This window comes from Streptomyces sp. NPDC059917 (genome assembly GCF_042730635.1).
Classification (GTDB): domain Bacteria; phylum Actinomycetota; class Actinomycetes; order Streptomycetales; family Streptomycetaceae; genus Streptomyces.
The window spans coordinates 14391-35555 of record NZ_JBHWLC010000066.1 but is presented as its reverse complement, the minus strand read 5'-3'; the positions used below and the strand labels follow the sequence as shown (position 1 = coordinate 35555).

Sequence of the window (21165 nt, the reverse complement as noted above, 5' to 3'; positions counted from 1 at the left end):
TCTATCGATATTCGCACCCGCTCATATTCCAACAGGACGAGGACGATCACAATGCAGTCCGCCGGAATCGATTTTCTGGAACCCTTCTTCGCGACGGCCCGCGCCGATCCGGCCCGCCCCGCCGTCGTCGACAACGGGCTCGCCGTCGGCTACGGCACCCTCGCCGCCTGGGCACTGGAGGTGGCCGGCTCCCTCGCCCCGCGCACCGGGCGGCCGCAGCCCCCCGTGGGGATCGTCGCGCACCACTCGGCCCGGGACGTGGCGGCCGTCCTGGGCGTGCTCGCGGCGGGCCGCGCCTACGTACCGCTGGAGGCCGACCACCCCGGGGCCCGGCTGGAGGCGGTCCTGGACCGGCTCGGCGTCCACGAGGCCGTCGCCACCGCGGACACCGGCTGGCAGCCCCCCGTCCCCGTGGTGCACCGCCCGCGCTGGACGCCCGCGCCGGTGACCCCCGCGCGGGCGGCCGTGCACCCCCGCTCCGGCGCGGGCCCCGAGGACCCCGCGTACGTGCTGTTCACCTCGGGCTCCACCGGCGAGCCCAAGGGCGTGGTGGTGCCGCACCGGGCTCCGGCGGCCGTGGTGCCGCTGCTGCGCGACCTCTACGGCGTCGGACCGGGCGAGAGCGTGCTGCACTTCCACGGCGCGGGCGGCGACACCAGCCTGGAGGAGATCCTCCCGACCCTGACCGCCGGTGCGACCCTCGTCATCGACGACGCGGCGCGCGAGCGCTTCGCCGAGGTCGTCGAGGACCAGGAGGTCTCCGTCGCCGTCCTGCCCACCGGCTTCTGGTACGCCCTCACCGGCGACCTGCTCCACCGGGGCGCCCGACTCCCCGCGTCCCTGCGCACGGTGGTGATCGGCGGCGAGGCCGTGCGCGCCGACATGCTCCGGCGCTGGCAGCGCCTCGGCGCGTCCGGCGTGCGGCTGCTCAACACCTACGGGTCCACCGAGACCGCGCTGGTGACGCACGCGGTGCAGTTGGCCGGGCCGGGCGCACCCGCACTCGCCGACCCCGACGGGGACCTGCCCGTGGGGCGGCCGCTGCCGCACATCGGGCAGTACGTCGACGCCGCCACCGGCGAACTGCACGTGTCCGGACCGGGGTTGGCCCTCGGCTACCACGGCGACCCGGCGGGCACCGCCGCCCGGTTCGCCGAGCGCGACGGAACCCGCTGGTACCGCACCGGCGACCTGGTGTCCGAGACGGCCGACGGCGCCGTGGTCTTCCGGGGCCGCTCCGACCACCAGGTCAAGATCCGCGGCCACCGGGTGGACCTGATCGCGGTGGAGGCCCTCGTCGGCGACTGCGAGGGGGTGCTGGCCGTCGCCGCCGCCCGGGTGGAACGGGCCGAACACAGCACGCTGGCCGCGTTCTTCGTACCGCTGCCGGACCACGACCCGACCGCCGTCGCGGCGGCGGTCCGCGCCCGGCTGGCCCGCACCGCGCCCCCGCACCTCGTACCGAGCCTCCTCGTGCCGGTCGCCGAGCTGGAACGGACGCACACCGGCAAGGTGGACCGCGACGCCACCCGTGACCGGCACGTACCGACCGCGGGAGCGACCCGATGACCGCCGCCCCCGCCCGGAAGGCCGCCGCCCCGGACGGACGGCCCGGCACCGACGCCGCGAAGGACACGGCCGCCCTCGCCGCCCGCGCCTCCCGGCACCTCGGCGTGGAACTCGACCCGGCGAGCGCCCGACCCGACGAAACGGGCTGGGACTTCCGGGTCACCCACATCCGGGCCGCCGACGGAACCCCGTGGATCCTGCGCAGCCCGCGGCGGCCCGAGGCCGCGCGCCAACTCGCCGTCGAGGGAGCCGTACTGGCCGCCGTGCGCGACCGCGTCCCGGTCCCGGTGCCCGACTGGCGCCTGCACGCCCCGGACCTGGTCGCCTATCCCCGCCTGCCCGGCGAACCGGCCGGGAGCGAGGACCCCGACACCCTGGTCTACGGCTGGTCGACCGACCCGCTCGCCCACCCGACCGGCTACCTGGAGCCGCTCGCCCGCACCCTCGTCGCGGTGCACGCCACCGCACTCGAAGGAGCCGACGGCGCCCCGCTCCTGCCCGGCCCGGCCCCGGCCGGACCCGACGCCGTACGCGCCGCGATCGCGGCCCGGCTCGCCCGGGCCCGGGCCGAACTGCCGCTCCCCGCCGAGGGGATCCGGCGCTGGGAGAGCTGGCTCGACGACGACGGCCTGTGGCCGCGCCGACTGACGCTCGTCCACGGCGACGTGCACCCCGGGCACACCCTCGTGGTCCGCCCACCGGCCGGACCGCCGGTCCTGTCCGGGCTGCTGGACTGGGCCAACGCCGCCGTGGGCGACCCGGCGGCCGACTTCGTCGACATGCTCTACGCGGGCGGGACCGAGGTCCTCGACGGCCTCCTGGACGCCTACCGGGCGGCGGGCGGCGAGGTCCCCGCCGGCATGCGGGCGCACATCCTCGCGCGCGCCTCGTTCCTGTGGGTGCACGTGGCCCTGCGCGGCCTGGACACCGGCCGCCCCGCCTGGGTGCGCACGGCGCTGACCAGGATGGCGCCGTGACCGGCCCCACCGGCGCGGAGCCGGACCGCGGGGCGGACCGTACGACGGGCCGCACGCCCGGGGGAGCGGCGTACACCCTCCACTCCCCGGCCGGTGCCGCGGGCGCACCGGTGGTGCTGGTCGCCGGGGCGGGCGGCAGCGGGCGGATCTGGGAGCACCACCAGGTGCCCGCCCTGACCGCGGCCGGGCATCGGGCGGTGACCTTCGACCACCCGCCCGGGGCGACCGGACCGGTCGCGCTCGCCCGCGCGGTGAGCGAGCTGGTGACCTTCCTCGCGCTGCCGCCCTGCCCCCTGGTCGGCCACTCCCTCGGCGCCCTCGCCGTCCAGGAGCTGCTCCTGGAGGAGCCGCGGCTGGCCAGTGGCGCGCTGCTCGCCGCGACCCGGGGCCGGCCCGACCCGGTCGGTCGGGCGATGGCGCGCGCCGAAGCCGCCCTCGCCGACGCGGGCGGCCGCCTGCCGCCCGCGTACGAGGCCTTCGTCCGCCTGGGACAGAACCTCTCGCCGCGGACCCTGGCCGACGGGGGCGCGGTCGAGGAATGGCTCGACCTGTTCGAGATCGCCGCCCTGACCGGAGCCACCAGCGCCCACGGCCCGGCCGCGCCCGACCGCGACCGGCTGGCCGACTGCGCCCGGATCACCGCACCGGTGCGGGTCGTGGGCTTCGCCGACGACCTGCTGGCGCCCGCGCCGCTCGGCCGGGAGGTGGCGGGGGCGATCCCCGGCGCCCGCTGGACGGAGCTGCCCGACACCGGCCACCTCGGCTTCCTGGAACGGCCCGCCGCCTTCAACGCCCTCCTGCTGGACTTCCTCGCCACCCTGACCCCGACCGACCCCGGAGCAGCCCGTGTCCACTGAAACGGCCCCCGCGACCGACCCCGCCCCCGCGCCGAGCGCCACCGCGCCCGTCGTCGACGTCGTGTACGTCGGTCAGGAGGCGCCCGCCTCCTGGGCCGCGGCCGTGTACCTGTGCGGCCCCACCCCCGTCGACCCCGCCGAGCCCTCCTGGCGCCCGGACGCCGTGGCCGCGCTGCGGGCCGCGTGGACGGGCACCGGCGGGCTGGCGGTCTTCCTGCCCGAGCCGGTGCCCGGCGGCGGCTACCCCCCGTACGCGGACCAGATCGCCTGGGAGGAGGAGGCCATGCGCCGCTCGGACGCGATCCTCTTCTGGATCCCCCGGGACATGGAGCGCCTCCCCGGCCTGGTCTCGAACATCAAGTGGGGCACCTGGTGCGGCTCCGGCCGCGCCGTGCTCGGCGCGCCGCCGCAGGCCGAGCGCATGGCGTACCTGCTGCACTTCGCCGAGGCGCTCGGCGTCCCGGTGGAACGCACCGTCGCGGGCGCGGCCGCCGCGGCCCTGCGCGTCGCCGGACCGGGGGAGGAGCGGGCCGGAGCGGAGCGCTGCGTACCGCTGGCGGTGTGGCGCAGCGCGGAGTTCCGGCAGTGGTACGCACGGCGCCTCGGGGACGGCGACCGCCTGCTCGACGCGCGCGTCGAGTGGTACGCGCCGACCGGCGGCCCGGACGCCGCCGCCTGGCTGCTGACCGTCGAGGTGGCGCCGGGCGACGGCGCCGCCCCCGGGGTCCACCGGCTGCTCGCGGCTCAGGGGCAGGGGGCGCTCATGTAGAGCGCGTGCTCGCCCTCCGACTCGGTGCCCAGGTAGAGGGCGGTGTCCAGGCCGCAGAAGGCGAAGCCCATCCGCCGGTAGGCGTGCACGGCCGGGGCGTTGACGTTGGTGACCTCCAGCCAGACGTGCCCGGCGCCGTGCTCGGCCGCGACGTCCCGCGCACGCCCCATCAGGGCCCGGCCCACGCCCCGGCCCCGGTGCTCCGGGGCGACCTCGATGTCCTCGATGGTCAGTCGGCGGTTCCACGGGTTGTAGGAGACGGTGACGAAGCCGGCGAGGGCGCCGTCGGCGCCGATGGCCACCACGGTGTGGTCGCCGTCCTGCGCACCGTCCTCCTCGCCGCTGCCGTCGTCCTCGGGGAAGACCTTGGTCAGGGGCGGATCCACCGGGACCTCGCGCAGGGCGAAGCCGTCGGCGGTGACGGCCACCCGGAAGACGCTCGCGGTGGTGAAGGACCCGTCGAGCGCCTCGATGGCCTCGGTGTCCTCGGGCCGGGCGGCCCGGAGCGCGTAGGCCGCGCCGTCGGTGTCGGGGGTCTGCAAGGGAGTGGTCATGACGCGAGGCTACGACCGACCTGCCCGGGAAGGGGCGGGTTTCAGCCGGTTACGGCGCCCCGCACGGCCCCGCGACCCGCGGACCCCCGGCCCGGCCGGGACGGACCCGGCCGGGCCACCTGCCGCGGGTCAGGCGGGGAGCAGCGCCTCGATGGCGGCAACGAGCTCGGGGGCCTCCGGCTCGGTGCGCGGACGGAAGCGGCCGACGACCTCGCCCTCGGGGGAGATCAGGAACTTCTCGAAGTTCCACTGGATGTCGCCCGCCTCGCCCTCGGCGTCGGCGGTCTTCACCAGCTCCGTGTACAGCGGGTGTCGGTTCTCACCGTTGACCTCGGACTTCTCCAGCATGGGGAAGGTGACGCCGAAACCGGTGGCGCAGAACGTCTGGATGTCGTCCGCCGTGCCGGGCTCCTGGCCGCCGAACTGGTTGCACGGCACGCCGATGACGGTGAAGCCCTTGTCGGCGTACGCGAACTGGAGGCGGGCCAGGCCCGAGTACTGGGGGGTCAGCCCGCACTGGGAAGCGGTGTTCACCAGCAGGATCGCCTTGCCCTTGTGCGCCGCGAGGCTGGTGGGCTCGTCGGACAGGGTGGTCAGGGGGATGTCGTACAGGCTCAAGGCGCTCTCCTCGGAAGGGCAGGACTGACAGACGGAGCAACAACGCGCGCGAACGAGGTGTTCCGCCCCGCGCCACGCGTTCCGTCCGACCCTAGGCGGTCCCCCCGGGCTCAGCCCCGGGCCCCCGTCCCCGCCAGCTCGTCCGCCGGGTCGTTGATCGGCTGGGGCATTCCGGTCAGGTCCATCACGAAGAGCGGTATCCCGAGGTCGTCCGCGCGCTCCCGCGCGTCCTGCGTGTACCCGGCCAGCGAGAAGTAGGCGCAGGACGAGGACGCGGTCAGGCCGTTCAGCCAGACGCACTCCACCGCGCGCAGCCCCGTCGGCGCCGTCGTCGGATCCACCTGGGCGACCAGTCCGGGCGCCCGCAGGTCCACCGCCGCGGCGGGCGCCACCGGCCCGTCGGGCTGGCGCACGTCCGTGAAGCCCAGCCAGCGCAGGTAGAGGGCGGCCGTCGACACCGCGTCCCGGGCCGTACGGATGGTCACCGGCCGGAAGGCGGGCCGCGGCGCGGGCGCGCTCGGCGGCGCGGCGTGCGCGGCCCGCGGATCCGCCGGGTGCCCCGGACCCCCGTGACCCGCGTCGTCCACCGGGTGCACCGGCACCCGGCACACCGTCCCGCACGACCCGCAGCCCACCTCGGGGTGCGGCCACTCGCCCACCCGCCCGCAGGCCCCGCACCGCACCGCGACCCAGGCCTCCGACCAGGTGCGCCGGGTCAGCGGCCGGGGCGCCGCCGAGCGGTCCAGCGGGGGCGTGACCGGGCTCCCGCAGGCGCACGGGAAGGAAGGGGCGGTGTAACCGTTCTCGCGCAGGCACGCCGGGCAGCGCACCGGTACCGATTCCGCCATGGCCGTGTGTCCCCCTCCGTCGCCGTGCGCCCCCGCGCGGGTGGGTCCATGCTCCACCACCGCGGTGCCCGCGGACCCGGTCATTAGTGCAACTCACCGAGAAGATCGCGGCTTTTGGTGCTTTCCGGGGTTCCCCACCGCCTTGACGTGCGCGAAGCCGCCGCTTAGCTTGTTCCGTATAGCAGAACAAAACTTCCGGATTACGGAAAAGCCTGACCGTCAGACCCGCAGGAGAACTCGATGCCTCGTATGACAGCCGCCGCCGCTGCAGTGGAGATCCTCAAGCGCGAGGGCGTTTCGCAAGCGTTCGGCGTGCCCGGCGCTGCGATCAACCCGTTCTACCGCGAGCTCAAGAACGTGGGCGGCATCGCCCACACCCTCGCCCGCCACGTCGAGGGCGCCTCGCACATGGCCGAGGGCTACACCCGCACGACCCCGGGCAACATCGGCGTCTGCATCGGTACGTCCGGCCCCGCCGGTACCGACATGATCACCGGCCTGTACTCGGCCATCGCGGACTCGATCCCGATCCTGTGCATCACCGGTCAGGCCCCGGTCTCCAAGCTCCACAAGGAAGACTTCCAGGCCGTCGACATCGCGTCGATCGCCAAGCCGGTCACCAAGAAGGCCACCACGGTCCTGGAGGCCGCGCAGGTCCCCGGCGTGTTCCAGGAGGCCTTCTACCTGATGCGCTCCGGCCGTCCGGGCCCGGTCCTCATCGACCTCCCGATCGACGTCCAGCTGACCGAGATCGAGTTCGACCCCGACCTGTACGAGCCGCTGCCCGTGCACAAGCCGGCCGCGACCCGCAAGCAGGCCGAGCGCGCGATCCAGTACCTGCTCGCCTCCGAGCGCCCGCTGATCGTCGCCGGTGGCGGCATCATCAACGCCGACGCCTCGGACCTGCTGGTCGAGTTCGCCGAGCTGGTCGGCGTCCCGGTCATCTCCACCCTCATGGGCTGGGGCACCATCCCGGACGACCACGAGCTGGCCGCCGGCATGGTCGGCGTCCAGACCTCGCACCGCTACGGCAACGCGACGTTCCTGGAGTCGGACTTCGTCCTGGGCGTCGGCAACCGCTGGGCCAACCGCCACACCGGTTACAACCTGGACGCCTACCGCGGCGACCGCAAGTTCGTCCACGTCGACATCGAGCCGACCCAGATCGGCAAGATCTTCGCCCCGGACCTGGGCATCGTCTCCGACGCCAAGGCCGCGCTGACGATCTTCATCGAGGTCGCCAAGGAGCTCAAGGCCGAGGGCAAGCTGCCCGACTACAGCGCCTGGGTCGCCTCGCACCTGGAGCGCAAGGGCTCGCTGCAGCGCCGCACGCACTTCGACAACATCCCCATGAAGCCGCAGCGCGTCTACGAGGAGATGAACAAGGCCTTCGGCCCGGAGACCCGCTACGTCACCACCATCGGTCTGTCCCAGATCGCCGGTGCGCAGATGCTGCACGTCTTCAAGCCGCGCCACTGGATCAACTGCGGCCAGGCCGGTCCGCTCGGCTGGACCATCCCGGCCGCGCTGGGCGTCGCCACCGCCGACCCGCAGACCCCCGTCGTCGCCCTGTCCGGCGACTACGACTTCCAGTTCATGCTGGAGGAGCTGGCCGTCGGTGCGCAGCACAAGATCCCGTACGTCCACGTCCTGGTGAACAACGCCTACCTGGGCCTGATCCGTCAGGCGCAGGGCGGTCTCGGCATCAACTTCGAGGTCAACCTCGAATTCGAGAACATCAACGCCCCCGAGCTGGGCGTCTACGGCGTCGACCACGTCAAGGTCGTCGAGGGTCTCGGCTGCAAGGCCATCCGCGTCACGGACCCGAACGAGCTGGGTGCCGCTCTCGAGGAGGCCAAGAAGCTGGCCGCCGAGTACAGCGTCCCGGTCGTCGTCGAGGCCATCCTGGAGCGCGTCACCAACATCGCGATGAGCAAGACGGTCGACATGAGCGACGTCACCGAGTTCGAAGAGCTCGCGACCGAGCCGGGTCACGCCCCGACCGCGATCCGCCCGATCTCCGCCTAGTCCGCCTCTTTCCACCTGGCTGGTCTAGCACCACGCAGCGGCCCCCGTCCCTCCTCCAGGAGGGACGGGGGCCGTTCCGCGTCACATCCGGGCCACAGGTCCCGGACCCCGTTCCACCGTGCGGCCCGGTTCTCAGGCGGGCTCGGTCGGCCGCGGGCCCAGCTCCGCGTCCACCGCGCCCGCGAGCAGGGCGCGCGCCCGCTCGACGGTCAGCGAGCCGCTCAGCCAGCGCTCGCTGAGCCCCTCCACCAGCGCCGTGAGCCGCTCCGCGACGTCCTCCGGGTCGGCCCGCAGGTCGGCCAGACCGGCCGCCTGGGCGTCGGCGACGGAGTCGGCGGTGTCCCGGCACCAGGTGCGCGTGGAGCGCGCCAGGGTCTCGCGCAGGTCGTCGTCGAAGATGGCGCTGGCCCGCAGCTCGCCCCACGCGATGCTGTTCTCGCGCACCCGGGCGGTGTCCTGGAGCTCGCCGAGCAGCAGCTGGAGGAGGAGCGCGCGGGGGTCCCGCGCGCTGCTGTGCGCCTCGTCGGTGTATCCGGTGGCACGGGCGCTGATGAAGTCGAGGGTGCGCCGGATCAGGCCCGCGCGGTCCTTGAAGTGGTAGTAGATCAGCGCGGTCGAGACGTCGGCCTCGGCCGCCAGCTCCTCGACGCGCAGGCCCCGCACGCCGCTGCGCGCGATGACCCGTACCGCTGCTTCGAGGATCAGCACTTGACGATCTGCCACGCGGATCGCACCTTCCGGTCGGTAACCCCTTGACTGACCTTTCAGTCAGGTATCACGATAGCCCTCACCGGCCTTCCTGACCCGCCTTTCAGGCGAATCGTTCTGACTGAAAATTTAGTCAGCCGTATGGAGCCGGGGCCCGCCGTACCGAGGGAGTACTCCGATGAACCCGCGCATGCCCGCCGAGTGGGCCGAGCACGAAGCCTGCCTGATGGCCTGGCCGACCCGTCCGTCCCTGTGGGGCCCCGCCTTCGAGGCCGCCAAGCACGAGTACGCCGCCGTGGCCCGCGCCATCGCCGCCTTCGAGCCGGTCATCATGATCGCCGCGCCCGGCCGCGCCGACGAGGCCCGCGCCTACTGCGGCGACGATCCCGGCATCGAGGTCACCGAGCTGCCGATCGACGACTCCTGGCTCCGCGACTCCGCCCCGATCTTCGCCTACGACGAGCACGGCGCCCGGGTCGGCGTCGACTTCCGCTTCAACGCCTGGGGCGAGAAGCACCACCCCTGGGCCGCCGACGACAAGCTCTCGGGGCTGCTGCTGGACCGCCTCGGCATCCCGCGCGTGCACTCCTCGATGATCCTGGAGGGCGGTGCCTTCACCGTGGACGGCGAGGGCACCCTGATCACCACCGAGCAGTGCCTGCTCCACCCCAACCGCAACCCGCGGATGAGTCGCGCCGAGATCGAGGACGAGCTGAAGCGCCGGCTCGGCGTCGAGAAGGTGATCTGGCTGCCCTACGGGGGCCTGGAGGACACCGAGACCGACGGACACGTCGACGGCGTCGCCGCCTTCGCCGCGCCCGCCCGGGTCGTCGTCTCCCTCCCGGAGGACCCGGCGCACCCCGACTACGCCCGGATGCGCGCCAACCTCGCCGTCCTGGAGGCCAGTACGGACGCCCGCGGCCGCGCGCTGGAGATCGTCAAGGTCCCGCAGACCGTCTACGGCGAGGTGGACGGCGCCCCGGTCGAGGTCTGCTACCTCAACTTCTACCTGGCCAACGGCGGCTGCGTGGTCCCGGTCGGCGGCACGGCGGCCGACGAGGCGGCCCTCGCCGTCATCGCCGCGGCCCTGCCCGGCCGCAAGGTGGTCGGCGTACCGGCCCCGGTCCTCGCGTACGGCGGCGGCGGCGTCCACTGCATCACGCAGCAGATCCCGAAGGACCTCACCGCGTGAGCACCGCCGACGCCCCCGCCACGGGTGCGGGCACCGTCACCGCCACGGCCTCCGCCGACGGGTACGAGCTGCACACCTGCTACGGCTCCCCGCTCGGCTCCCCGGCCCGGTTCCAGCCCGCCGAGCGCCCCGCGCTGCGCGTCGGGCTGGTCCAGACGCGCTGGTACGCCGACGAGGCCGAGCACGACGAGCGGCTGCGCGAGGGCGTGGCGCTGGCCGCCTCCGAGGGCGCGAAGGTGGTCTGCCTGCCCGAGCTGACCCGCAGCCCCTACTTCTGCAACACCGACGACCCCATGGCCGACGGCGCCGCCCGCTACCTGGAGGACGTCGAGGACGGCCCGACCGTCCGGCTGATCACCGAACTGGCCACCGGCCTGGGCATCACCGTGCACGCCTCGCTCTACGAGCGGGCCGAGGACGGCGGCCTCGGCTACAACACCGCGGTCTGCGTGGATCCGGACGGCAAGCTGGTCGCCCGTACCCGCAAGAACCACATCCCGGCCTTCCCCGGCTACCGCGAGGACCTGTGCTTCCGGCCCGGCGACAGCGGATTCCCGGTGGTCGGCCTCGAAGGGGCCCGCTTCGGCTTCCCCACCTGCTGGGACGAGTGGTTCCCCGAGCTGGCCCGGGCCTACGGCCTGCACGGGGCGGAGATCCTGGTGCACCCCACGGCCATCGGCTCGGAGGTGGACCTCCCGGACTTCGACACCCGGCCCATGTGGGAGCACGCGATCAGCGCGAACGGCCTGGCCAACGCGCTCTTCATGATCGTGCCGAACCGCATCGGCACCGAGGGCCGCTCCACCTTCTACGGGTCCTCGTTCATCTCCGACCCCTACGGCCGGGTCGTGCTCCGCGCCCCGCGCGATCGCCCCGCCGTCCTGGTCGCCGACCTCGACCTCGACCAGCGCCGGGACTGGCTGGAGTTCGGCCTGATGCAGACCCGGCGCCCGGAGCTCTACGGCCAGCTCACCGAGCGCACCGGCTGAGCACCCGTACCGGCCGCCCGTGCGGGGCGGCCGGTACGGACACGACAAAGCGCCGAGTCACGGGACCGTCCGTGACTCGGCGCTCTGGTCTGTTACCGCCCGACGGGACGAGGCTGGCGCGACAGGACATTCGCACCCGCCGGGCGGGGTTCGTGGGGGAGGTGGTCCTGCTCGTTCTCCGTGGTCCACAGGGGGCACTGTGCGTGGCCCCCTATATATAAGGAGAAGGAGAGGAGTGGCTGGGACCGCGGTGGTGGCGACAGGACACCTTGGCTTCGTCTCCCTCAGGTCAAGAGACAAGCCGCTGGGCCTTTACCACCGCACTGGCTCGACACCACCGCGGTCCTCGTCCTGCCCTCACCGCGTACCACCCCTCATCCGGGTTCGCGGTGCGGGCTCAGCACCCGGAATCTGACCTCCCGTCAAATTCCGGACGCAGCCTGTGGGCTCCTAGCCTTCGCGCAGGGCGCGAACGGCCTCCTCGACGCGCTTGCCGTAGTCGGCGTCCGCAGCGTGGAAGTGAGCCAGGTTCTTCTCGATGACGTCCTCCAGCGTGACCTGCGAGAGGCCACCGGCGATGTTCGCCACCAGACGCTGCTTGGCGTCCTCGGACATCAGCCGGTAGAGCTCGCCGGCCTGGAAGAAGTCGTCGTCCTTGGTGTGGGCCGGGGCCTCGTGCGTGCCCGTGTAGCCGCTGACCGCGAGCGGAGCGCCGAGCGCCAGACCGGTCTCGGCCGGACCCTGGTGCGAGTTGGGCTCGTAGTTCTTGTCGTGGCGCGAGCCGTTGCGCAGCGCCATGACGCCGTCGCGGCCGTAGTTGTCGGCCTTGCCCGCCTTCGGAGCGTTGACCGGCAGCAGGGTGTGGTTCACACCGAGGCGGTAGCGCTGGGCGTCGGCGTAGGCGAAGAGGCGGCCCTGGAGCATCTTGTCCGGCGAGGCGGTGATGCCCGGGACGAAGTTGTTCGGGGAGAACGCCGACTGCTCGACCTCGGCGAAGACGTTGTCCGGGTTGCGGTCGAGGACCAGGCGGCCCACGCGCTGCAGCGGGTAGTCGCTGTGCGGCCACACCTTGGTGAGGTCGAAGGGGTTGAAGCGGTAGTCCGCGGCCTCGGCGGCCGGCATGATCTGGACGTAGAGGGTCCAGCTCGGGTTCACGCCGCGCTCGATCGCCTGGAGCAGGTCGGTCTGGTGCGAGTTCGCGTCCGAGCCGACGAGCTCGGCGGCCTGCTCGCCCGAAAGGCAGCGGATGCCCTGGTTCGTCTTGAAGTGGTACTTGACGAAGAAGGACTCGCCCTGGGCGTTGGTCCACTGGTACGTGTGGGAGCCGTAGCCGTTCATGTGGCGGTAGGACGCCGGGATGCCGCGGTCACCCATCAGCCAGGTGATCTGGTGCGTCGCCTCGGGGGCGTGCGCCCAGAAGTCCCAGACGTTGTCCGGCTCCTGCTTGCCCGTGAAGGGGTCGCGCTTCTGGGAGTGGATGAAGTCGGGGAACTTGATCGGGTCCTTGATGAAGAACACCGGGGTGTTGTTGCCGACGAGGTCGTAGTTGCCCTCTTCGGTGTAGAACTTCAGGGCGAAACCGCGGGGGTCGCGCACGGCGTCCGCGCCGCCGAGCGAGTCGGCCACGGTGGAGAACCGCAGGAAGGTCTCGGTCTTCTTGCCGACCGTGTTCAGGAACGCGGCGCTGGTGTACGCGGTGACGTCGTCCGTCACCTCGAAGTGGCCGTACGCGGCGCTGCCGCGGGCGTGCACCACGCGCTCCGGGATGCGCTCGCGGTTGAAGCGGGCGAGCTTCTCAAGGAGCTGCTGGTCCTGAATCAGGAGCGGGCCACCGACGCCGGCGGTGGCGGAGTTCTGGTTGTCGGCGACCGGGGCGCCGGACTCGGTCGTCAGCGTGCGCTTCGACATGGTGACCTTCCGTACGGGTAACTGCTGGCGGAAAGAGTCTTCCGTCATGCGGAGGAGCCTAATTTCGGCGAGAACTCAACGTCAACAGTTTGTTGAAGAAAGATGAAGAAAGGCTGGAGGTGAGGTGATCCGGACGGTGCCGGCGCTTGGGCGCGACAGGACAGGTGTCAGCACCGGCACCATCCGGAAACTCAGGTCCCCCGGAGGGGAGGGAGCGGCGGCCCGGCGTGCGGGCCGCGGGCTCAGATCTGGGCGCCGGAGAGGCGCTCGACCGCGCGCAGCAGCGCGGAGTGGTCCAGGCCGCCGTCACCCTGGGCGCGCAGCGAGGCGACCAGCTGGGCGACGACCGCGCCGACCGGGAGGGCCGCACCGACGTTGCGGGCGGCGTCGGTGACGATGCCCATGTCCTTGTGGTGCAGGTCGATCCGGAAACCGGGCTTGAAGTCGCGGTTCAGGAAGTTGTCCTTCTTGCGGGTCAGGACCGTGGAGCCGGCCAGACCGCCGTTGAGGACGTCCAGGGCGGCCTGGAGGTTCACGCCGGACTTCTCGAGGAAGACGACGGCCTCGGCGCACGCCTGGATGTTCACCGCGACGATGAGCTGGTTCGCGGCCTTGACCGTCTGGCCGGAGCCGTGCGGGCCGCAGAGCACGATGGTCTTGCCGAGGGCCTCCAGGACCGGGAGCGCCTCGTCGAAGTCGGCCTGCTCGCCGCCGACCATGATCGACAGTACGGCCTCGATGGCGCCGGCCTCGCCGCCGGAGACGGGCGCGTCGATGACGCGGATGCCCTTCTCGGCAGCGTTCTTCGCCAGGTCGACCGAGGTCTGCGGGGTGATCGACGACATGTCGATGATCAGCGCGCCGGACTTGGCGTTCTCGAGGATGCCGTTCGCACCGTAGGAGATGGCCTCGACCTGCGGGGAGGCGGGCACCATCGTGATGATGACGTCGGCGTCCTTGACGGCCTCGACGATCGAGCCGGCGGCGTTGCCACCGGCGGCGGCCAGGCGGTCCAGCTTGTCCTGCTCCAGCGTGAAGCCGGTGACCGAGTAACCGGCCTTCAGGAGGTTCTCGGCCATGGGGGAGCCCATGATTCCGAGGCCGATCCAGGCGAGCTTGGGGAGGTTGCTCATGATGAGGGTCCTTCTCTTAATGCTTTGTACGAAAAGTGTGTGGCGTGCCTGGCTGATCGCCCGGACTTTGTCCGCCTACTTCGCGGCGCGGGCCTCGGCGGCCAGCCACTCGAAGGACGCGGCGGCGTCGGCGGCCTTGTACTCGAGGCCTACGTAGCCCTCGTATCCGGCCTTCTTCAGCTGGTCCAGGAGCTCCTCCAGGGGAAGCTCACCGGTGCCCGGGGCGCCGCGTCCCGGCTTGTCCGCGATCTGGACGTGCCCGGTCTTGGCGGCGTACTTTTCGATGACCTCCGAGAGGTCCTCATCGTTCATCGCCAGGTGGTACAGGTCGAGCAGGAACTTGGCGTTGCCGAGGCCGGTGGCCTCGTTCACCTTGTCCACCACCGCGATGCCGGCGGGGGCGCTCACCAGCGGGTAGAGCGGCGACTCCGGCTTGTTGAGCGTCTCGATCAGGAGGATCGCTCCGACCCGGTCGGCGGCGCGGGCGGCCACGACCAGGTTCTCCAGGGCCAGCTCGTCCTGGACCGCGGGGTCCACGCCCTCGACGCGGTTGCCGTAGAGGGCGTTCAGGGCCTTGCAGCCGACCGAGGCGGCGAAGTCCGCGGCCACGTTGATGTTGGCGTTGAAGCGGTCCGACTCCTCGCCCGGCACGGACACCGCACCGCGGTCCGGCCCGGGCAGCTGACCGGCGTAGAAGTTCAGGCCCACCAGCTGGGTGCCGGCGTCCTCAAGAGCCTTCTTGAGGGCGTCCAGCTCCGACTGGGCGGGAGTGGGGGTTTCGATCCAGGGCCACCACAGCTCGACCGCGGTGAAGCCGGCCGCGGCGGCAGCCGCGGGACGCTCCAGGAGCGGGAGTTCCGTGAAGAGGATCGAGAGGTTCACATCGAAGCGCTGGTCCGTGTATCCCATGAGGGGTGTGCGCTCCTTCCGTATTGCGGAAGTTGTTTTCTGCTTGATGGAAGACTGCATCGAGGTTCGCGTGGCTGTCAAGTGCGGACTCCCGAAAAATCCCGAGTGCGGGGTAGCTTGACCGCGTGCGATTGAGAGTGGAGTTCACGACCGAGCCCTTCGACCTCGAAGAGGCTCCTGCCCATGCCGTGGCCGCTCGCGAGGTCATGCGGCGGGCGCATCTGGACGCGATGGACGTCGGTCCCTTCGGCAACACCGCCGAGGGGGAGTCGGACGCCGTGCTCGACGCGGTCGCCGCGCTGCTGCGCGACGCGCTCGGCGCCGGGGCCACCCGGGTGTCCCTCCAGGTCAATGTCATCGGGGAGGGAACGCCGTGACCGAACCCCGTGACCACCCGTTCGTCGCCGCGGTCAAGCCGCTGGTGGACGCGATGGGGGGCGAGCTGATGGATCCCGCCCTGGCCCAGCCCGACGACGTCGTGCTCGCCTGGGAGGGCCGGGAGCTGCTCGCCGTACGGCTCCCGCAGCTGTCCGACTCGCTGGACCACATCCTGTCGGCGCTGGAGCGCCGGCACGGCGTACCGTTGGCGCAGCTGGACCGCAAGACCAAGCAGGACGTCGTGCGGATACTGGAGGCGCGGGGCGCCTTCTCGGTCCGGCACGGCGTGGAGACGGTCGCGGGCGCCCTCGGGGTCAGCCGCTTCACCGTCTACAACTACTTGAACAGGGAGTCGAACCCTCCCAAAGCGGCCGGCAAGCCGACCCCGGAGTGAACGTCGCCTGACCCACGGTGACGAGCCGCCGCCCTATTCACCCGGGCGGCGGCTTTTGTGTACGGGAAGTTTCAACAAAGTGTTGACGCCGTGTTGTCGAGGGCGTTAGCTATGCCCAGCCCGTTAAGCAACAAGGCCACGGAGGCCTACCGTGACTTCGAGTCCGACCCCGGGTCTCACCCGGATCAACACCTTGGACGACAGCGCGGCCACGGCTGAGCTGCACGAGGTGTGCGCCAGCTCGGCCTGGGGGAGCAAGATGCTCGCCCAGCGCCCCTTCGCCACCGTCGACACCCTCTTCTCGGCCAACGAGTCCGCCATGGCGGAGCTGACCGCCGAGGACCTGGGCGAGGCGATGGGTGGACACGCGCCGATCGGCCGGCCGAAGCCTGGTGACCCGACCTCCGCCCGCGAACAGCGGGGGATGGCCGGAGCTTCCGAAGAGCTGAAGACCGAGCTGCTCGAACTGAACCTGGCCTACCAGGAGAAGTTCGGACACGTCTTCCTCATCTGCGCCACCGGTGCGACCGGTGAGTTCATGCGGGACGCGGTCAAGACCCGGATCGCCAACTCGCCGGAGCAGGAGCGAGAGATCGCCCGCGGCGAACTGGTGAAGATCAACCGGATCCGCCTGACCCGACTCGCCGAGGAAGAGAGCGCATGAGCACCGACACCACCGCTTCCGTGTCCACGCACATCCTGGACACGAGCATCGGCCGCCCCGCCGAAGGCGTGGCCATCGCCCTGTCGGCCCGCACGGGCCTCGACGGCGCGTGGACCGCCCTGGGCGGTTCCGCCACCGACGCGGACGGCCGCTGCAAGGACCTGCCGGCTCTGCCGGAGGGCACCACCCACGTACGCCTCGATTTCGAGACCGAGACGTACTTCGCAAAGAAGCAAGCCGAGGCGCAGCAGGACGCCCCCCGCGTAAGGGACAGCGGTGCGTTCTTCCCCGAGGTGACCATCACGTTCGCGGTCAACCCGGGCGAGCACTATCACGTACCGCTGCTGCTCAACCCGTTCGGCTACTCCGTTTACCGAGGGAGCTAGTCATGGCCACGATTCTGGGCCAGAACCAGTACGGCAAAGCAGAGAACCGCGTCGTCAAGATCACGCGGGACGGCGACACCCACCACATCAAGGACCTGAACGTCTCGGTCGCCCTCTCGGGCGACATGGACGACGTCCACTACTCCGGCTCGAACGCCAACGTGCTTCCGACGGACACCACCAAGAACACGGTGTACGCGTTCGCCAAGGAGTACGGCATCGAGTCCGCCGAGCAGTTCGGCATCCACCTGGCGCGCTGGTTCGTCAACAGCCAGGAGCCGATCAAGAAGGCCCGGATCCGGATCGAGGAGTACTCCTGGAGCCGGATCGCCACCTCGGACGCCAACTCGAAGTTCATCGGCTCCGACGAGGTGAACCACTCCTTCGTCCGTGAGGGCCAGGAGACCCGGGTCACCCAGATCACGTACGACGGTCAGAACTGGGAGGTCATCTCCGGCCTCAAGGACCTGGTCGTCATGAACTCCACGAACTCCGAGTTCTGGGGTTACGTGAAGGACAAGTACACGACCCTCAAGGAAGCCTACGACCGGATCCTGGCGACCCAGGTGTCCGCCCGCTGGCGCTTCAACTGGTCGGACGACGAGCAGCGGATGCCCAACTGGGAGAAGTCCTACGCCGAGGCCCGCAAGCACATGCTGCAGGCCTTCGCGGAGACCTACTCCCTGTCGCTGCAGCAGACCCTGTACCAGATGGGTTCGCGCATCATCAACCACCGTTCGGAGATCGACGAGGTCCGCTTCTCGCTCCCGAACAAGCACCACTTCCTCGTCGACCTGGAGCCCTTCGGCCTCAAGAACGACAACGAGGTCTACTTCGCCGCGGACCGCCCGTACGGTCTGATCGAGGCGACGGTCCTCCGGGACGGCGTCGACGCCCGCATCCCCGTGGACATGACCAACCTCTGACGCGGCACGCGCGTCCCGGGGCTCCGCAGTGGCCCCGGGACCGCGCGACACCCTTCAACTTCCTGAATCGGCACCCGGACGCACCACACGGGGCGGCAGTACTGTCAGCTGTCAAGGCCCCCGGCTCCGGCACTCAAAACCCTGGGCTTTGCCGTGCCCGTACCGCCACTGAAAGCACGAGGAAGTCCCATGGCAGCATCGGCAGCCATTGACGGCGCGGTAGAGCGCATCGTCATCGAGAACTGTGCGATCGCGACCGTCGACGCGAAGGACACCGAGTACGCCTCGGGCCACGTCGTCGTCGCCGGCAACAAGATCGAGTCCATCGGCGCGGGCAAGGCCCCCGAGAACCTCGAGAACGTCGTCCGTCGGATCGACGGCACCGGGCACCTCGTGACCCCCGGTCTGGTCAACACGCACCACCACTTCTACCAGTGGATCACGCGTGGTCTGGCCACCGACCACAACCTCTTCAACTGGCTCGTCGCGCTGTACCCGACCTGGGCGCGCATCGACGAGCAGATGACGTACACGGCCGCGCAGGGCTCCCTCGCCGCGATGGCCAAGGGCGGCGTCACCACCGCCATGGACCACCACTACGTGTTCCCCAAGGGCTCCGGCGACCTCTCCGGCTCGATCATCCGCGCCGCGTCCGAGATGGGCGTCCGCTTCACCCTCGCCCGCGGCTCGATGGACCGCAGCGAGAAGGACGGCGGCCTGCCGCCGGACCACGCGGTCGAGACCCTCGAAGGCGCGCTCGCCGACACCGAGGCGACCGTGAAGAAGTACCACGACGCCTCCTTCGACGCGATGACCCAGGTCGCCGTCGCCCCCTGCTCCCCCTTCTCGGTCTCCACCGAGCTGCTGAAGCAGGGCGCCGAGCTGGCCCGCCGCCTGGGCGTGCGCATGCACACGCACGGCTCGGAGACCGTCGAGGAGGAGCAGTTCTGCAAGGAACTGTTCGGCATGGGCCCGACCGACTACTTCGAGTCGACCGGCTGGCTCGGCGAGGACGTGTGGATGGCGCACAGCGTCCACATGAACGACTCCGACATCGCCGCCTTCGCCCGTACCAAGACCGGTGTGGCGCACTGCCCGTCCTCCAACGCGCGCCTGGCCGCGGGCATCGCCCGCGTCCCGGACATGCTCGCCGCCGGTGTTCCGGTCGGCCTCGGCGTGGACGGCACCGCCTCCAACGAGTCGGGCGAGCTGCACACCGAGCTGCGCAACGCGCTCCTCATCAACCGCCTGAACACCGTCCACCGCGAGCGCGCCCTCAACGCGCGCCAGGCCCTGCGCCTCGGTACCTACGGTGGCGCCCAGGTCCTCGGCCGCGCCGACAACATCGGTTCGCTGGAGGTCGGCAAGTGCGCCGACCTGGTGATGTGGAACCTCAGCACCTTCCTGCACTCCTCGATCGCCGACCCGGTCACCGCGCTGGTCTTCGGCGCCGCGGCCCCGGTGACGGCTTCGTTCGTCAACGGCAAGCAGATCGTCGAGAACAACCGACTGCTCTTCGCGGACGAGGACGCCATCGCGGTGTCCACCCGTGAAGAGGCGCAGCGCCTCGCGCGGATCTCCGCGCAGGCCTGATCCCACGGAGTCCGGTCGGGGGGGACGGCCCCCGACCGGTCGCCGCGGACCCGAGCGGGGTCCGCGGCAGCCGCTCCCGGGTGGTGCCGCCTTCTCTTTTCGGCGCCCCCGGGGACGGTGACTCGTGCCACTCGCTCCGCTCTCCCCACCGCGCGCACCCCGCGCCACTGCCACGGCACCTCCAGCCCTCCGCCACGCCACCCCCCCCACAACTCCACACAGGTTCACAGGCTCGACTCGCACAGCTTTCGCACCACCTCCAAGACACCCACGTCCCTGCCGACGTGTTTAACCGACCGGAGGAAGCCGTGGCCGCAATGCCCAGGTTTCGCAAAGACGCAGTCGCAGTAGCGGAGGAGAAGCACCCGGTCGACGAGACCCTGCCTCCGCTGAAGATGTTCACGAGCGGTCTCCAGCACGTGGCCGCCATGTACGCCGGCGTGGTCGCCCCGCCGATGATCGTCGGTCCGGCCGTCGGGCTCTCCCCGACCGAGACGGCCTTCCTGATGGGCGCCTCGCTCTTCACCGCAGGACTCGCCACCCTCCTCCAGACCCTCGGGTTCTGGAAGATCGGCGCCAAACTCCCCTTCGTCAACGGCGTCTCCTTCGCCGGTGTGACCCCGATGATCGCGATCGGCAAGGGGGAGGGCGCGGACGCCATACCCGTCATATTCGGCGCGATCATGGTCGCCGGTCTGCTGGGCTTCTTCGCGGCCCCCTACTTCGGGAAGCTGGTCCGCTTCTTCCCGCCGGTCGTCACCGGCACGGTGATCACCCTCATCGGCGTATCGCTGCTGCCCGTGGCCTTCAACTGGTCCCAGGGCGGCAACCGCACCGCCACCGACTACGGCTCGATGGAGAACATCGGGATGGCCGCGGCCACCCTGGTGATCGTCCTGCTGATGCGCAAGTTCCTGCGCGGCTTCCTCCAGCAGATCGCCATCCTGCTCGGCCTGGTCGTCGGCACGCTGATCGCGATCCCGCTCGGCATGACCGACTTCGCCCCCATCAAGAACGCCGACCTGGTCGGCTTCCCCTCCCCGTTCCACTTCGGGGCCCCGCAGTTCCAGGTCGCCGCCATCATCTCGATGTGCATCGTCATGCTGGTCTGCATGACCGAGTCCACCGCCGACATCCTGGCCCTGGGCAAGATCGTGGGGCGCCCCGCCGACGCGAGGACCATCGAGGGCGGACTGCGCGCCGACACCCTCGGCAGCGCCATCAGCCCGCTCTTCAACGGCTTCATGTGCAGCGCCTTCGCCCAGAACATCGGGCTGGTCGCCATGACCAAGGTGCGCAGCCGGTTCGTCGTCGCGGCCGGCGGCGGCATCCTGATCCTGCTGGGCCTGTGTCCGATGGCGGCGTCCGTCATCGCCCTGGTCCCGCTGCCGGTGCTCGGCGGCGCGGGCATCGTCCTCTTCGGTTCGGTCGCGGCCAGCGGCATCCAGACCCTGGCGGGCGCGGCCATGGAGAAGGGCGAGAACGCCCTGATCGTCGCCGCCTCCCTCGGGATCGGCCTGATCCCGATCGCGGCCCCGACCTTCTACCACGCCTTCCCCAAGGACCTGTTGGTCGTCCTCGACTCCGGGATCAGCACGGGCTGCGTGGTGGCCATCGCGCTCAACCTGGCCTTCAATCACCTGGGCAACAAGAAGGGCGTGGCGCACGCCGCGGCCCCGGAAGCGGTCCCGGCGCATTGAGCGGACGTACGGCGGTGCGCACGCCACCCACTGCGGGTGTGGCGTGCGCACCGCCGTATGCGTGA

General features: G+C 71.2%; 21 protein-coding genes. 14 read left to right on the top strand and 7 right to left on the bottom strand.

The window, feature by feature from the left end:
- Nucleotides 1-51 precede the first annotated feature (51 nt).
- From ACFWAR_RS30235 to ACFWAR_RS30220, 4 genes are read left to right on the top strand one after another with little or no spacing between them, the layout of a single operon-like run.
- A complete protein-coding gene (locus ACFWAR_RS30235; protein WP_385783850.1) occupies nt 52-1569 on the top strand; it encodes an AMP-binding protein in 1518 nt (505 codons plus the stop codon).
- Nucleotides 1566-2546 carry a macrolide 2'-phosphotransferase gene (locus ACFWAR_RS30230; RefSeq protein WP_385783847.1) on the top strand — a complete coding sequence of 327 codons (981 nt, stop codon included), beginning with the start codon at nt 1566-1568 and terminating at the stop codon, nt 2544-2546. The genes ACFWAR_RS30235 and ACFWAR_RS30230 overlap by 4 nt, the downstream gene beginning before the upstream one ends.
- Nucleotides 2543-3403, top strand: a complete 861-nt coding sequence (locus tag ACFWAR_RS30225; protein WP_385783845.1) for an alpha/beta fold hydrolase — start codon at nt 2543-2545, stop codon at nt 3401-3403. The genes ACFWAR_RS30230 and ACFWAR_RS30225 overlap by 4 nt, the downstream gene beginning before the upstream one ends.
- Entirely contained in the window at nt 3393-4172 is a 780-nt protein-coding gene (locus ACFWAR_RS30220) for a nucleoside 2-deoxyribosyltransferase domain-containing protein (RefSeq protein ID WP_385783842.1), read from the top strand. Before ACFWAR_RS30225 ends, ACFWAR_RS30220 begins: the two co-directional genes overlap by 11 nt.
- Here the strand turns inward: ACFWAR_RS30220 and ACFWAR_RS30215 are convergent.
- The 3 genes from ACFWAR_RS30215 to ACFWAR_RS30205 all read right to left on the bottom strand — a co-directional run bounded on the left by ACFWAR_RS30215 (nt 4148) and on the right by ACFWAR_RS30205 (nt 6192).
- The gene (locus tag ACFWAR_RS30215; protein ID WP_385783840.1) at nt 4148-4726 is read right to left on the bottom strand and encodes a GNAT family N-acetyltransferase; all 579 of its coding nucleotides are present in this window, start codon (nt 4724-4726) and stop codon (nt 4148-4150) included. The two genes, ACFWAR_RS30220 and ACFWAR_RS30215, sit on opposite strands and share 25 nt — an antisense overlap.
- 129 nt (nt 4727-4855) lie before the next feature.
- Complete coding sequence (locus tag ACFWAR_RS30210; protein WP_385783837.1) at nt 4856-5344, bottom strand: glutathione peroxidase; 489 nt, start codon at nt 5342-5344, stop codon at nt 4856-4858.
- 110 nt (nt 5345-5454) lie between these two features.
- Complete coding sequence (locus tag ACFWAR_RS30205) at nt 5455-6192, bottom strand: hypothetical protein (RefSeq protein ID WP_385783834.1); 738 nt, start codon at nt 6190-6192, stop codon at nt 5455-5457.
- A 240-nt stretch (nt 6193-6432) separates the two neighbouring features.
- Between ACFWAR_RS30205 and gcl the strand changes: the two genes are divergently transcribed.
- A complete protein-coding gene (gene gcl / locus ACFWAR_RS30200) occupies nt 6433-8220 on the top strand; it encodes a glyoxylate carboligase (protein WP_385783831.1) in 1788 nt (595 codons plus the stop codon).
- A gap of 132 nt (nt 8221-8352) precedes the next feature.
- On the opposite strand, the gene ACFWAR_RS30195 is transcribed toward gcl, so the two are convergent.
- Nucleotides 8353-8943 (bottom strand): TetR/AcrR family transcriptional regulator, encoded by a 591-nt coding sequence (locus ACFWAR_RS30195; protein WP_385783828.1) that lies wholly within the window; start codon nt 8941-8943, stop codon nt 8353-8355.
- Between the two features lie 163 nt (nt 8944-9106).
- On the opposite strand from ACFWAR_RS30195, the gene ACFWAR_RS30190 reads away from it, so the two are divergent.
- Together ACFWAR_RS30190 and ACFWAR_RS30185 are read left to right on the top strand one after the other, a co-directional pair.
- A complete protein-coding gene (locus ACFWAR_RS30190) occupies nt 9107-10120 on the top strand; it encodes an agmatine/peptidylarginine deiminase (protein WP_385783825.1) in 1014 nt (337 codons plus the stop codon).
- On the top strand, nt 10117-11109 hold the full coding sequence (locus ACFWAR_RS30185) for a nitrilase-related carbon-nitrogen hydrolase (protein ID WP_385783822.1): 993 nt from the start codon (nt 10117-10119) through the stop codon (nt 11107-11109). Before ACFWAR_RS30190 ends, ACFWAR_RS30185 begins: the two co-directional genes overlap by 4 nt.
- A 450-nt stretch (nt 11110-11559) precedes the next feature.
- Here the strand turns inward: ACFWAR_RS30185 and ACFWAR_RS30180 are convergent, their stop codons facing one another.
- From ACFWAR_RS30180 to ACFWAR_RS30170, 3 genes are all read right to left on the bottom strand, one after another.
- The gene (locus tag ACFWAR_RS30180) at nt 11560-13017 is read right to left on the bottom strand and encodes a catalase (protein WP_385783874.1); all 1458 of its coding nucleotides are present in this window, start codon (nt 13015-13017) and stop codon (nt 11560-11562) included.
- A gap of 242 nt (nt 13018-13259) precedes the next feature.
- A complete protein-coding gene (locus tag ACFWAR_RS30175; protein ID WP_385783820.1) occupies nt 13260-14150 on the bottom strand; it encodes a 2-hydroxy-3-oxopropionate reductase in 891 nt (296 codons plus the stop codon).
- Between the two features lie 75 nt (nt 14151-14225).
- Entirely contained in the window at nt 14226-15059 is an 834-nt protein-coding gene (locus ACFWAR_RS30170) for a TIM barrel protein (RefSeq protein ID WP_385783817.1), read from the bottom strand.
- 125 nt (nt 15060-15184) lie between these two features.
- Between ACFWAR_RS30170 and ACFWAR_RS30165 the strand changes: the two genes are divergently transcribed.
- From ACFWAR_RS30165 to ACFWAR_RS30135, 7 genes are all read left to right on the top strand, one after another.
- Nucleotides 15185-15436 (top strand): hypothetical protein, encoded by a 252-nt coding sequence (locus ACFWAR_RS30165; RefSeq protein ID WP_385783815.1) that lies wholly within the window; start codon nt 15185-15187, stop codon nt 15434-15436.
- The gene (locus tag ACFWAR_RS30160; RefSeq protein WP_385783812.1) at nt 15433-15831 is read left to right on the top strand and encodes a helix-turn-helix domain-containing protein; all 399 of its coding nucleotides are present in this window, start codon (nt 15433-15435) and stop codon (nt 15829-15831) included. The genes ACFWAR_RS30165 and ACFWAR_RS30160 overlap by 4 nt, the downstream gene beginning before the upstream one ends.
- A 151-nt stretch (nt 15832-15982) precedes the next feature.
- Nucleotides 15983-16495, top strand: a complete 513-nt coding sequence (gene uraD, locus ACFWAR_RS30155) for a 2-oxo-4-hydroxy-4-carboxy-5-ureidoimidazoline decarboxylase (protein ID WP_385783809.1) — start codon at nt 15983-15985, stop codon at nt 16493-16495.
- Nucleotides 16492-16881: a hydroxyisourate hydrolase gene (gene uraH / locus ACFWAR_RS30150; RefSeq protein WP_330333425.1), complete on the top strand. Its 390-nt coding sequence runs from the start codon at nt 16492-16494 to the stop codon at nt 16879-16881. Before uraD ends, uraH begins: the two co-directional genes overlap by 4 nt.
- Before the next feature lie 2 nt (nt 16882-16883).
- Nucleotides 16884-17807 (top strand): factor-independent urate hydroxylase, encoded by a 924-nt coding sequence (pucL, locus tag ACFWAR_RS30145; protein ID WP_385783805.1) that lies wholly within the window; start codon nt 16884-16886, stop codon nt 17805-17807.
- A gap of 189 nt (nt 17808-17996) precedes the next feature.
- Nucleotides 17997-19400, top strand: coding sequence for an 8-oxoguanine deaminase (locus tag ACFWAR_RS30140; RefSeq protein WP_354383876.1), 1404 nt, complete (start codon nt 17997-17999; stop codon nt 19398-19400).
- 308 nt (nt 19401-19708) lie between these two features.
- The gene (locus ACFWAR_RS30135) at nt 19709-21100 is read left to right on the top strand and encodes a nucleobase:cation symporter-2 family protein (protein ID WP_385783801.1); all 1392 of its coding nucleotides are present in this window, start codon (nt 19709-19711) and stop codon (nt 21098-21100) included.
- Nucleotides 21101-21165: the final 65 nt, after the last annotated feature.